Consider the following 12,449-nt stretch of genomic DNA (forward strand, 5'->3'; position numbering starts at 1 on the left):
ACTTCTACTAAACCGCCGCCAAACGAATACGGCACCAAGTCGTCGCAATAGGAATATCCACAGGGAAATTTTTAAGCCAACGGGGAACAGCCGATTTGCTTAAACAATCGGCTCAGACGACGGCTGCCCATACGGGCACCCTCGAACCTAGAATTGCGCGTTGAGCGTCGGACCGATATTGTCGGCGCGTGAGCTGTAAGCGGACAGCTGAAGCCGTTCAGCTCTGGTAACTCCAAGGCATGAGCGCCTCGATATCGCTGTTTGGCCAGCCATTGGCAGGCGCTGTTGGCCAAGTGATTGCCACCCGCAGGGATGAAGGGGCTTGTTGATGACGGTCGACTGGCAAGCGCCATGCCGGAGGTCATGTAGCCTTTCCGCCTCGAGCCGTTGCATGCCCCTTGGGCATCGAAGCTCAACTCGCTACGATGAATGGATTTTGCCACAGCACCTGTGAGTGGCGAACGCGCTGAGAGAGTGCCTTCCTAAGATGCCCCTGCAATGTTCAAGGGCCTGCAGTGCGTGTCGCCGCCGAAAGTCCTGCGGGCGTCGCTGACCTGATTGCGTTCGAACCGAGGACTGGCACCATTCATTATGAGTGCGATTGCCGTTAGCCGCGAACCCGTCGCAGAATTCGCCGGGCTTGAGCGTTAGGGGCCGCAACTATCAGAAGGGCCATAAGCCGGCCAAAAAAGCCAGCATTTCGCTGCTCCACTGCATGGAGTTTTGGTACCAGCCAGACACCGTTTCATAAGCAACCTGCAGTGCACCTAGGAAGAAAACGAAACAGATGACGATAGCAAACACCTTGCCAAACCCCTCGTCACCCTTCGGGTCGCTGCTCTGGTAAACGTAATCCTGTCGATTAAACATGGTCCCCTAACGGTCTCGGTCGTCGCGGTCGCGTTCCCTTCTTTCTAGTTCCTCGCGCTCCAACTCTTCGAGGCGAGGAATATGCTGTTGCGCCGGATCGGTCCGCGTCGTTTCACCGCCGCGTTGTGCGGCCTCCTTGTCCCTGTTTGACTTATCCTGCAGCCGATTTGTAGCATCCACGGTCGACGCCAGTTCGTGAGCCTGCTCGGCCGGTTCGTTCGGCCGGCGCTCGGCCTCCTCGGGGCGAGAATCTCGCTGCTGTTCGGTTACGGCATCGACATTGGCAGGGGTTTTGCCCTGCTCGTCTGCCGGCCGCTCTTGCGTCTGCTCTGCCCCCTCGATGGCGCGCTTAAGCTCCGGATCGTTCTCGGCTACCTCGCGCATATAGGTGTTGCCCCGGACGGCTAGCTCCGCCGCGAGAGCCAGTCCGCGCTCAATATCAGCTCGGAACACCCTTGGATCGTTGGAAAGCTCACCGGCCTCAATTCTATCCAAACCCTCGCGACTGGTTTCGATGTCCATAAGAACGTCATTTGCAGCCTCGACAACCGCCTCACCGTGTTTGGCGACTGCTGCATCCCACTGTTCATTCGCATCGTCTCGACGCTCCGGGCTTTCGGCTCGCTCGGTCGCGGTTCCCTGCTCCGCCTGCGCCTGACCCTTCATCTCGTAAAGCTCCATGAGCTCGCGTCGGCCGTTCACATGCTCGCGAGCAACAGACGCGATTTCATCAAAGTCGTCTCGCTCGTCCGGTCCGACACTCCGTTCCAGCCGGAACAAGGCGGTCTCGACCTTCTTTTCATATGCTTCAAACTCTGCTCGTGTTGTCTCGCGCATTTCCTGGCCCTCCAAAACGACTTTCTGCAAGGTTACCAGATTGGCGCGGAATTTTGACCCGAAATCTGCATGCAGCACATTTGGTGTAGCTTCCGCCTGATCTGCCGAAAGGCTTGTTGTCAAATGATCTCGCTGCTGTTCTGCGTAGGCGACAACACGCCGATCACCGCTGGCGAGCGCAATTTTCTCCCAACTCTGCGTTGCCTTTATGGCATACTCCCGGCTTCTTTCGGCTTTCGCCAGACTGCGCCGCCCGCCCCGCTTGGCGTCGTACCGTCCCTGCGCCGCTTCGCTGGTCCCGACGTGCTCGGTCCGCCCTTCCCTGCTCACCGGCCTCACCTGATTGCGGGTAAAGGCGGGCGGACTGGCGAACTCGCGGCGATCGGTCATCTCCATCGCTATTCCCTGCGCCCGGGCCATCTGCGCCATTGTGGTCCGCCACACCCGAAACACCTGCGGGGTCGTCTCGATCCGATCACCCGATTCCGATCGCATGGTGATGATCGCGTGCGCATGGACATGTGGCCGCTTGCCTCCATCCCCTTCTTCCTTCGGATCATTGGCCGGATCATGCATGGCAAACACGTAGCGATGGCCGGCGAACTGCTCGGCGAGGAAGTCGCGGGCAGCGTTTTCAAACGCCTCGACATTCGTGCCGGCCCGGGCCGACATGATCAGATGCATCACGTCGCGGCCTTTGCGGCTGTGCAGATCACCGCGCCATTCCTTTTGCACCAGATCACCAGCATGTTTATCCTCACCAACGATTTGGCCGCGGTCGTCGCGAACGTCGCCGTGATGACGTTCGACCAGGCTTCGCAATTTGCTGGCGCCATACTCGACACCGTTGCCGTAGCCCTGGAACGAGAACCGCGCAGCCACACCCTGCGCGGAGGCACTCGCGTCATATCGCGCTTGAATAATGCTGGCGGCCTTGTCGTCGCCAGTTAGCCGCTCCCCCTGCCCGCTTCTGAGAACGACCGCTCCTTGAACCGTCAGCGCGCCGTCGGCCTGGCGCGTGACCGCATATGCATAGCGCCGATCGCCTAATGCGCTCGTCAAACTGTTCCTGACCAGCTCATGCATCGCCTCGTCTGACGAAACCGCCGCAGTCGCAATCTCTACGGTGAAGATGCCGATATCGCGGCTCTCTACCCGGTTCTGGAACAGATGGTTCCAGTCTCCCCGCAACCGCGCTAGATCCTCGCGGCTGCTGATGCGCTCGCCGTTCTCGTTCTCGACGGCGAGTTCGCCGCCACGCGACACATAATTCAGCATCGCGCCTACCCTCGCGCCGCCGCCATAGGATGCCATTTTGACAACCGCGGGCTGGCTGCCCTGCGCAACGGCCGCCAGCCGCGCTTCGATTGGACGGGACGCCGCCGCTGCCCGCGTCTCGGCCGCGAAGATCGGCTTGGCGGCCTTCCGCCGCATTTTCGGCCGGCTGCCGCCACCGCTACCAGCACCACCACCGCCGCCCAGCTCGGCCATCGCTTTCAATCGACGCTTCATTTCGTCTTCGGCCGAGGAACGGCGTTTTGGCCCAAGCGATAGCTCATGCAGCAACGCCGCTCGGCGCTGCTCCCATTCGCTCGTGAAGGCGCCGAAGAAGATTTCCAACCCCTACCCCTCCCCTCGCCGCTTATGGCCGGCGCGCTTCGCCAGCGATCGCAGCTCCGTCATCACGGCCGCTTGGACGCGCTGCACGTTCCCGAGATTGATATCGACGTCGCTCGGATGAACGCCTTTGCCGCTGTTGAGCGCTCGCGCGACCTGATTGAGGTTCACGCCGATCGCGCGCATATCCTCCAGCAGCAATGCCATCACGAGGCGGTCTTCCTCGGTTAGGAATGGCCGAGCGCCCGCTCCCTCGATGATCAGCGACCGGAAAAACCCGGAAACCGTCATCTCGGCCGCCTTGGCGGCCTTTTCGATCGCCGCATATTCGTCCGCGCTGACGCGGGCATGCACCATTCGACCCTTCCGGTCCGGCTCGAGCCGGACCTCGAATTTCGCGTCGTCCATTGGCCTTAGGCCCCTCTCTCTGGCGCTTGCGGCAGGCATCGAGGGCTTGTTCCTCGATCGTCTGGCAAAATGTCGCACATTTTTCCGTATCCTGCCACACTCAACAGACGTGAACTTTCCACTTGATGGGAGAAATCTTCGAGCGAAATCAAACACGCTCGGCCCTATCGAACCGATTGGCAGGGCCTTCGCCCCTGCCCCTTCAAACGCTAAAACGCCCTCCAGGGTTCACCTCCAGGACCGCTTTGTCGGCCTTTGTGTGCCCCTCGTACTCGTCCGCAAGGGACGCTCCGCTCTTCGCCCTGGCGGACTGCGTGCGAGCGTCACAGACGGCCTTCGCGCGGCTCCGGGGTTCACCACAATAGGAGCGGAAAGGTCGGTACCCACTTCATCGGTCAACAAGGGAAATTGGGCGACCGTGGAGACTTCCAGGATCGCTCAAGCGGCAGCACACGGCTGACCCCATTTCACACGACTTGTTCACACGATGTGTTCACATGCCATGACATTACGATGTGAAAGCAAGATGTGATTGAAGTATCACACGCTAGGAGAGTGAGGTGTAATCGCATGGTGTAAAACCGCCATGCGATAGCAAGCATTCGCTTCGTTTGGAAATGCTGTGTGGCGATGGCCTGCAGCGTTGAAGCCTTGGAGACGGCAAAAGAGGGATCGAACATGCCTCGAAGGATTTGCGCGATCAGCGGAAAAGGCGGAGCCGGGAAGACGACGGTCATTATCCTCGCTGCCGGCGAGTACGCTATTCATGGAAAGAAGGTTCTTCTGATCGACGCCGATCCGCGCCAGAACCTCGCCGAATGGTGGAAGCGATGTGAGGCCAAGGACAATCTTCCGGCCAACATCGAGCTGCACAGCGCGGCAACCCAGCGAAGCATTGAAACCGTGCTTGCCGAACAAAACGACGTCTATGACGTAATCCTGATGGACTCACCGGGCGTCGACAGCGTCATCCGCGATACGATCATCCGCAACTCCGACCTGGTGCTGACGCCAATTCAGCCGAACCAGGATGAAATCAAGGCGGCCGGCGAAGCCGCCACAGTGACCGCGGATATTGGTGACAGGGAGGGGCGCACGATTCCCCACCTCAACCTGGTGACGCGCATCGCCCTTCCGGGCCGCGTTCTCGAGGCTTACAGGCTGATCCGTCCTTTCATCGCCAACCTTCGCGACAATGGCTATGAATCGACGCTGATGGAAACCGAGCTCACCGAAAGAAATTGCTACCGCGAAATCCGCAGCGGCCTCGGCACTTTGCAGATGCTCGAGCTGACCGACCCGGTCATGAAGGGTCGCGCGGAGGTCGCGGCGTTTGTGACCGAGCTCGATCGCCATGTCGCGGCAAACCGGGAAAAGGTAGGAAATGTCTAAACCAGGCAAACTGTCCGTCTCTGACTTTCCGATCGCACCGCGACGGCCGAAGCCAGCCACATCCAAAGCCACAATGAAGCCAGCCTCTGTGTCGGAAGAGGCAGAGGCGCGAACGGCTGCGCGGGAACCAACAGCGGCGCCGGTTTCAGAAGCGGATGCGACAAGAGAACGGCCGCGGCGCAGTCTGCCGAACCCGAGCGGTGAAGAGCGCAAGAGCAAGGCGATCGAACGTGCTCTGGCGCAGGAGGAGGGACGCTATCGTCTGCGCGACTTGAAGCGGGCGCACGCGCGGGAAGCCAAGCACTACGTCAATTGCCCGCTGGACTACGACACGAAGGTGCGACTGCAAAAGGCCGCCTTCGACAACGACATCAAGATGACGGTGATTATAAAGGCGGCCATCGACCAGTTTCTCCGAGACAACGGCTATTGACCCGTGAGCGGCCGAAGCTTCCTGCTCGGGATCACGATCGGTATCCTTATTGGCATCTACGCCGCATCATTGGTCGGTCGCCAAGGCTTCGACTTTAGTGAAAGCTCAAAAGCCGCTTCCTCATTGAACGGGCTTGTGGAATCCGCTCTCGATGCGAGCATCCGGCCATCGGACGAAACCGCCAAAGGCGAGCTGTTTCGCTTATCCAATTGGGATATCTCAATGCACGGGACTGGATCGACGGTTGCCGTGAAGCGATGTATTAGTATTGGCAAAGATTCTATCGCGTGCGAACTCCTGGCGCATTTGGGGTGGGTCGATGGGGAAAAACTTGTCGAAGCTGTGTTCGAGGGAAAGCCGGGCACTTGGCGAATGGTTGCAGCCAGGGCGCGCTGATTTTCTCTCAGTGGGCAGTGCCCATCCCCGCGCCAGCTCAAGGGCGTTATGAATGCAGGCTTCCGCTGGAAAGAACCATGCAAGGCAAGCGCAGCATGGCCCTGATGGTTGCTTGTTGCGAGTAGCGGAGAGCGCTGTCCTCACCACCCGCTTATGGAAAATCGCTGTGCGAGAGTGTGCCCGGCGTCCTTGGGTCAATCCCGTATTCAAATGTTTGACTGAGGTCGTCGCCCTGTCCACGACTGGAAAAAGGCAAGAAGGGAGAGGACGTGGCTAAGGATATGAACGCCTATAAAAACAAAATGGAATTGGTTGAGACAATCGATCCCGAGATCGACAAACCTGTTTTCCGCCGCCCGGGGTTCGAAGACATCAAGACCCTCGGCGAGATCGACGAAAGAATTGCCGCCTTCATCCGCAAGGCGCGCGAGGACAAGGATCTGACTCGCGCAGAGCTTGCGCCCTTGCTTGGCCTTTCGATGCAGGTTTATGGCCGCTATGAACGTGCATTCTCAAAAATGCACGTAACCAGGATGATCCACCTGTGCGAAATCCTCGGGTTCATGCCGATGGAGATGCTGTTCAGCGCTGCCCCGCATCTATGGGGCCGCACCCCGGAGGAAGCGCGCGACTCCATGGAACTCGCCCAACAGGTCGTGTCTCTGCCGCACGGCACCAAGCGCGATCTGCTGGCCTTGGTTAAGAAAATGGTCGACTTGGAGCGTGCCGCTGGCACGCCGGGGGATGCACCAAAGGGCAATGCGGGCCGCCTCTAGTCCCTGGCTCGCATTTGTCCTGGCCAACTTGGTACCCGGCCACCGGGCGATGTCTTGCTTCAGGGGTGATACTATCCTACGAAACTGCTCGCGCCTTGGGGCAATGGGGGGCCCGCAGTACATGTTTTCACCTCACAATGAGGATCGCTTGGCATTCGGGCCAGGTGGAATGGAATATCTGTCCGGCGCGCTCGTCGAATTCCAAGGACGACAGGGCGTTACTTTGAAATGCGGTTAATGACCAAGGGAAGCATCGATTTTGAACGGCTCTTAAAGAGTCGATTGGTAATTGCGCGATTTGGCGAAATGGATCTCGCGAGGTGGTGGAATACCAGGGGTCAACTTGGCAAATTAGGCGCGGCAACCCTGCGGCGTGGCTTCCCTCGAACCCACCGGTTTGCACAGGCCCGCGCGGTCTTTGCTGTAGCCGCGCAACGATGCTCTGAGATCTTCGAACCGCCCGGCTGTGTAACGCTGTGGCGCCTGCCGGAAGCGATCGAGGACGAATTCGACGCGCGTTGGGAGCACTGGCTCGACAACGCGCAGGAGTGGACTCCCTTCTTCGAAGACCTTGAGGGGCTGCAGGGCAACGACCTCATGTCGACACTCCGCGCCTTCGAACTCGTGAGCGAGCAGGACCTTGCAAGTGTCCCAAATCTACGTCGCGCAGCCGACGGACGCTCCGTACCGCTGCCGGGCGTGTTTTCAGGCACCGAGGCCGACCTTGCGCTCCTGACTCTTGGCTTTGCATGTGGAGAATCCGGCGCGCTGGCGGTCCCCTACGTGAGCAGGGCAGACGCATGACGTCGGCGTCGCGCTCGAACGTTGTTTCGTCCTTTACCGTAGTGAAGGGGGCAATGATAAGCGAGACCTACGCGGTCTTTGCGGCATGGGACTTGGCCCTTTCAAAACGCGAGAACCTCGATCGGCTGCGCTCCGAAAACTTCATCGGCGCTGGCAGCGCAACGTGGCTTCGGGACGTCGCTAAAGTTCTGAACCGTCGGTTCGAGCCCGAGGGACGAGATCGGGCGCTCGTAATGCTGGCCAAGAGTGGCTGCGGTCTCGACGAATGGAAGCCACTTCTGCTCTGGCACATGACGCGCGACGAATTCCTCGTGCGCGACTTCCTCCAGCATTGGCTCTTCCCAGCGTTTATTGGTGGGGCATTTCGTATACGTTCCGACGAGGTTGAGGCATACCTCGCGAACATAGGCGATCGAGGCGCGACGACAGAGCATGCATGGTCGGAGCACACGCGGAAGCGAGTCGCAGCAGGGCTCTTGAAGATTGCCGCTGACTTTGGGCTTCTGCGCGGCAGCGTCGTGAAGGAGTTCGCCTCGTATCACCTGCCGGAGCGCAGCTTCCTTTACCTCCTGCATGCGGTGCGAGAAGAGAAGCTGAGCCCGGCCAAAATCATGGCCGCGCTCGATTGGCGAATGTTCCTGATGCGGCCTTCCGATGTAGAGCGCGAGCTCCTACGCTTGCACCAATTTCGCAGGCTCGATTACCAGGTAGCTGGTAGCCTTATGCAGCTGTCGCTACCCTGCACGAACTCACGTGAGTACGCTGAGAGGATGATCGCATGAGTGATCTTGCACACCGCATCAAGACTACTCTCGAACCTATACTCGACTTGGCCGACCCGCGTGAACGCATAAGCGCATACCATGACATGCCCTACGCTCTCTTCCGCTATGAGCCCGAAGACGAGTTCGAGTTACGCAAGCAAATCACGCTCCTTGAGACCCGGCTAACTCAGAAGGGAAAGCGCGTCAGCCGCATTTCGTTGGCCCAGTGCCTGGACGAGGCAATGCAATCTCAACGACCGCTTGAAGATTGGTTTGCGGCGGAGCGTGAGCAGGGCACGGAAACGATAATTGAGACGGTGCATTCGGTCCTTTCTGAGTATGCGCCCCTTGTTGATCTCGTCGCTGCGCGGATGCCAGACGATCCCAATCCGCTTCGCGATATCGTCTTCATCCTGCGGACCGGCGCCTTGTTCCCCGTCTACCGCACGTTCTCATTATTGGAACAGCTGAAAGGACGCGTCATCGTGCCGACGGTCTTGTTCTACCCGGGCGATCTCGACGGCGCCGCAGGACTCCGTTTCATGGGCGTGCTCGCAGCCGAGCATAACTATCGCCCAAAAATCTTTTGACGGGATTTCAATGATGGCCAACGAACCGATCAAAAGTCTCTTTGCAAATGACATCCATCGTCGCATCGAGGAGGTTATCAAGGTCGATCAGACCAGCGATGACATCCTACGCGACGAAATCAATGAGTACGTGGTGACCGACGCCATTCGGTCCCACTACACCAATATTTTCGACGCCTTTCGCGAGACCCCGAACAAGCCGCACGAGGGCATTGCGATCTGGGTGTCCGGCTTCTTCGGTTCGGGTAAGTCCAGCTTTGCAAAGATGCTGGGTCTATCAATCGAGAATCGCGCTGTCGCGGGAATTCCCGCCGGTGACCGGTTTGCCCAAAGAGCCGGTGACAACAAGCTTCAGGTGCTGCTGAAGGCGATAAACGAACAGATTCCAACACACGCCGTGATCTTCGATGTCTCGACTGATCGAGGGATTAGAAGCGGAAACCAGTCTCTCACCGAGATCATGTACGGGCTTTTCCTTCAGAGCCTTGGGTACGCCAAGGATCTTGATCTCTCCGAATTGGAAATTGCCCTTGAAGAGAAGGGACAGCTTGAGGGGTTTGAGGCCGAGTACGACCGTCTGTTCAAGAAGGAATGGTCATTCGAGAAAGGCAAAGTTGCTTTCGCTCTCAGTGAGGCGAGCCGGGTTCTACACAGCCTCGATTCCGAGACGTACCCCATGGCCGACTCATGGGTAAAGGCAGTCAAAAACAAGGCTGACATCTCTCCCGGGAAACTGGCGGAGCGCGCCAATGAATTGATGAAGCGCCGGCGACCTGGCCAAGCCCTTATGTTTGTCGTTGACGAAGTCGGTCAGTTTGTTGCTCGCGATATACAGAAGATGCTCGACCTACAGGCGGTTGTTCAGAGCCTCGGCGTCAAAGGCCGAGGTAAACACTGGATTGTCGTTACCTCGCAAGAAAAGCTTGGCGAGCTCGTCAGCGGCCTCGATGACAAGAAGATCGAGCTTGCGCGCCTGATGGACCGCTTCCCTCTGCAGGTCCATTTGGAGCCTTCCGACATTTCGGAGGTCACCAGCCGGCGCGTTCTGTCCAAGAACGCGCCGGCGCAGAAGGCATTAGGACAGCTCTTCGACCAGCACCGGGGAAGGTTCACTGAGCACACCCGCCTCACCGCCGATATCAGGCTGCCAGAACTGACTCGTGACAGTTTCATCGACCTCTATCCGCTTCTGCCTTACCAGATCGATCTAATTATCCAAGTAGTCTCAGGGCTTCGCTCGCAGGGTGGAGCTAGTAAGCACGTGGGCGGCGCAAACCGCACCATCATCAAGCTGGCGCAGCAGCTGCTGATCAACCCTGCCGTCGACCTTGCAGACCAGCCAATCGGTGCCGTGGCCCGCCTTGATCAAGTCTACGATCTCGTCGAAGGCAACATTGGCTCTGAGGTGCGGGCGAAGATCTCGGCCATTTCGAAAGAGCTTGAACACCCCTTGGCACAGCCGGTCGCGAAGGTCATCTGCCTGCTGCAGTACGTGAAGAGCGTTCACCGCACCGCGGAGAACATTGCCGCCGCGCTCCATCCCGGTGTCGCCGGGGATTCACAGCTCGCCGCAGTGAAAGACGCGCTGCGTCAGCTTGAGGCAGCTAACAAGGTTCGCCTTGGCGATGACGGATACCGAATTCCGACGCCGGCGGAAGACGACTGGGAGCGCATTCGCAACGGTATCAGCCCGAAGCCGGGCGATGCTCATCGGATCTACTCCGAGGTACTGGCCTCGTTCTGGCAGCCGCAGCCTTCCCATACTCTCTTTGATACCAAGACGTTCAAGGCAGGCCTGTCCATACATGGTCGTGAGATAGTCGACGGCGACATGACGTTTCACGTCCATCTCGCCGAAGTGGGGGCGTCCTTTCAGGCACTCTCGACTGAGCTACGTGCCCGTAGTCAGCAGGAACGGAAGGGTGTGTTTTGGGCTGTCGCTCTCAACGACGCCATAGATCGCGAGACCGTCGAGCTCTTCCGGTCCAAAGAGATGCTGGCAAGAAAAGAACGCGAGGCCAAAACGGCGGACGAAACCGCACTGATCGGCGAAGAGAAGATCCGGCAGAGACGACACCAGGATGAACTGCGCCGGCTCATTAGGGCCGCTTGCTTGGCAGGTAGCGTCAGTTTCCGTGGCAATGACCGCAGTCCAGACGATCGGGCGGTCGATATGGGCAAGAGCGCGGCTGACATCCTGAGCGACGTTCTCCCAGAGGTATTTGATCGTTTTAGGGAAGCCGCCGCCAAACCTGCCGACGTGAAGAAGGGCGTCGACGCGCTTTTTACCGCGGAGAACCTCCAAGGTCTGCCCTCGGTGTTCGGTAGCCTCGGCCTCTTACGCGACGAAAAGGGCAAGACCGTCTTTCGTGTTGAAAGTGGCGCCCTGGCTGAGGTGCTGTCGCGGATCGAGGAGCGCGCCAACTATGGGGACACTGCCAGTGGCAGATTCTTAGCGGACGAGCTGGCGAAAGAGCCCTTCGGTTGGGACTTCGAAGTAGTCCGGTTGCTTGTGCTCTCGTTGCTGCGGGCTGGGAAGATTCAGGCCACCAGCAAGGGGCAGACGATCGACTCCGCGACGGGGATCGAAGCCCGCGACACTTTTTCGAACAACAATTTCTTCCGCCAAGCCTCGTTCCGACCCAAGAAGGGCATCGAGTTCGAGGAGCTTGTAAAGGCATCCGAGGCCTTTCGGGACACGTTTGGAAGCGAAGTCCGGGAGCTCAACGCCGGAGCCATCGTGTCTGAGCTTCGCAAGCAAGTCGCGCGGCATGAGGACCCGGTTGCCTCAGCGCACGGCCAGCTCATTGCATATCGACTCCCAGGCGCTGCGGTGCTCGAGGGTGCGATCGGCCAAATGAAAGCCGTCCTTCGCGGTTCAGAGGATAACGCGATCGCGACATTCAATGCGTCGCATCGCTCGATCAAGGAGGCCATCAGGCGCGCTACGGAGCTTGACCAAGCACTATCGGAACCCCGCCTGCTGGATCTAGACCGTGCGCGAGAGGCACTAAAAACGGCCTGGCCCTTCCTGCGCGGCGAGCCTGACGTGAGCGAAGGTCTCCGAGCAAAGGCGACGGAGCTCGAAGATCTCCTGGCCCGTGAGACCTTCTATCGGGAGCTGCCGACGATTGAGCAAACTGCGTCGGCCATCGACTCCGAGTACGCCCGTCGGTTTGACAAAGCGTTAGAGGTTCGGATTGGGGCCTACACTCAAGCGCTCGACCGGCTTGCAAATACACCTGGCTGGGACGGCATCGATCAGGATCAGCAGCAGAGGCTGGCGGCGCCCTTGGAGCGCGGAAAGACGCGAGACCAGGAGCGGGTGCCGATTCCTCAGCTCCGCTCGGAGTTGGATGCCTGCGAGACTCGTCTTAAGGACGCCATCGCCGAGCTTCACCGCATTGTCGACGGTGATCGCGTGGCGACGGTGAGGCTGGGCGGCTATTTCTCTGGAGGGGTTGAGACCGAGGAACAGCTCGATGCTGCCCTCGCCGGCATTCGAGAGGAATGTTCGCGCCTGATCGGCACCGGCAAGAAGGTGATTGTCCAGTGATCGGCG

Annotated in this window: 11 protein-coding genes; 8 read left to right on the forward strand and 3 right to left on the reverse strand. The window is 59.1% G+C overall.

From position 1 onward, the window contains the following. Positions 1-663: 663 nt before the first annotated feature. Genes NKI17_RS34175 through NKI17_RS34185 form a run of 3 tightly spaced genes read right to left on the reverse strand, consistent with a single transcriptional unit; the run spans position 664 to position 3,732 of the window. Complete coding sequence (locus NKI17_RS34175; RefSeq protein WP_352907584.1) at positions 664-870, reverse strand: hypothetical protein; 207 nt, start codon at positions 868-870, stop codon at positions 664-666. 6 nt (positions 871-876) lie between these two features. After that, a complete protein-coding gene (locus NKI17_RS34180; RefSeq protein ID WP_352907585.1) occupies positions 877-3,327 on the reverse strand; it encodes a relaxase/mobilization nuclease domain-containing protein in 2,451 nt (816 codons plus the stop codon). Between the two features lie 3 nt (positions 3,328-3,330). After that, on the reverse strand, positions 3,331-3,732 hold the full coding sequence (locus NKI17_RS34185) for a MobC family plasmid mobilization relaxosome protein (protein ID WP_352907586.1): 402 nt from the start codon (positions 3,730-3,732) through the stop codon (positions 3,331-3,333). Between the two features lie 678 nt (positions 3,733-4,410). On the opposite strand from NKI17_RS34185, the gene NKI17_RS34190 reads away from it, so the two are divergent. From NKI17_RS34190 to brxC, 8 genes are all read left to right on the forward strand, one after another. Continuing rightward, the gene (locus tag NKI17_RS34190; RefSeq protein WP_352907587.1) at positions 4,411-5,124 is read left to right on the forward strand and encodes a ParA family protein; all 714 of its coding nucleotides are present in this window, start codon (positions 4,411-4,413) and stop codon (positions 5,122-5,124) included. 73 nt (positions 5,125-5,197) lie between these two features. Further along, entirely contained in the window at positions 5,198-5,557 is a 360-nt protein-coding gene (locus NKI17_RS34195; protein WP_352907589.1) for a hypothetical protein, read from the forward strand. Between the two features lie 3 nt (positions 5,558-5,560). Further along, a complete protein-coding gene (locus NKI17_RS34200) occupies positions 5,561-5,953 on the forward strand; it encodes a hypothetical protein (RefSeq protein ID WP_352907590.1) in 393 nt (130 codons plus the stop codon). A gap of 269 nt (positions 5,954-6,222) precedes the next feature. Continuing rightward, entirely contained in the window at positions 6,223-6,729 is a 507-nt protein-coding gene (locus NKI17_RS34205) for a helix-turn-helix domain-containing protein (RefSeq protein WP_352907591.1), read from the forward strand. Between the two features lie 237 nt (positions 6,730-6,966). Next, entirely contained in the window at positions 6,967-7,533 is a 567-nt protein-coding gene (locus NKI17_RS34210) for a BrxE family protein (RefSeq protein WP_352907592.1), read from the forward strand. Then, a complete protein-coding gene (locus NKI17_RS34215) occupies positions 7,530-8,315 on the forward strand; it encodes a BrxA family protein (protein WP_352907593.1) in 786 nt (261 codons plus the stop codon). The genes NKI17_RS34210 and NKI17_RS34215 overlap by 4 nt, the downstream gene beginning before the upstream one ends. Beyond that, complete coding sequence (locus tag NKI17_RS34220; protein WP_352907594.1) at positions 8,312-8,887, forward strand: BREX protein BrxB domain-containing protein; 576 nt, start codon at positions 8,312-8,314, stop codon at positions 8,885-8,887. Before NKI17_RS34215 ends, NKI17_RS34220 begins: the two co-directional genes overlap by 4 nt. Before the next feature lie 13 nt (positions 8,888-8,900). Continuing rightward, complete coding sequence (brxC, locus tag NKI17_RS34225; RefSeq protein WP_352907595.1) at positions 8,901-12,443, forward strand: BREX system P-loop protein BrxC; 3,543 nt, start codon at positions 8,901-8,903, stop codon at positions 12,441-12,443. The last annotated feature ends 6 nt before the right edge of the window (positions 12,444-12,449 follow it).

Source organism: Mesorhizobium sp. M0816, assembly GCF_040320005.1.
GTDB lineage: Bacteria > Pseudomonadota > Alphaproteobacteria > Rhizobiales > Rhizobiaceae > Mesorhizobium.

Coding starts and splice junctions, on each gene's coding strand:
- NKI17_RS34210 (WP_352907592.1), top strand. CDS start 6,967: ATGACCAAGGGAAGCATCGATTTTGAACGGCTCTTAAAGAGTCGATTG.
- NKI17_RS34185 (WP_352907586.1), bottom strand. CDS start 3,732: ATGGACGACGCGAAATTCGAGGTCCGGCTCGAGCCGGACCGGAAGGGT.
- NKI17_RS34190 (WP_352907587.1), top strand. CDS start 4,411: ATGCCTCGAAGGATTTGCGCGATCAGCGGAAAAGGCGGAGCCGGGAAG.
- NKI17_RS34215 (WP_352907593.1), top strand. CDS start 7,530: ATGACGTCGGCGTCGCGCTCGAACGTTGTTTCGTCCTTTACCGTAGTG.
- NKI17_RS34195 (WP_352907589.1), top strand. CDS start 5,198: ATGAAGCCAGCCTCTGTGTCGGAAGAGGCAGAGGCGCGAACGGCTGCG.
- brxC (WP_352907595.1), top strand. CDS start 8,901: ATGGCCAACGAACCGATCAAAAGTCTCTTTGCAAATGACATCCATCGT.
- NKI17_RS34175 (WP_352907584.1), bottom strand. CDS start 870: ATGTTTAATCGACAGGATTACGTTTACCAGAGCAGCGACCCGAAGGGT.
- NKI17_RS34220 (WP_352907594.1), top strand. CDS start 8,312: ATGAGTGATCTTGCACACCGCATCAAGACTACTCTCGAACCTATACTC.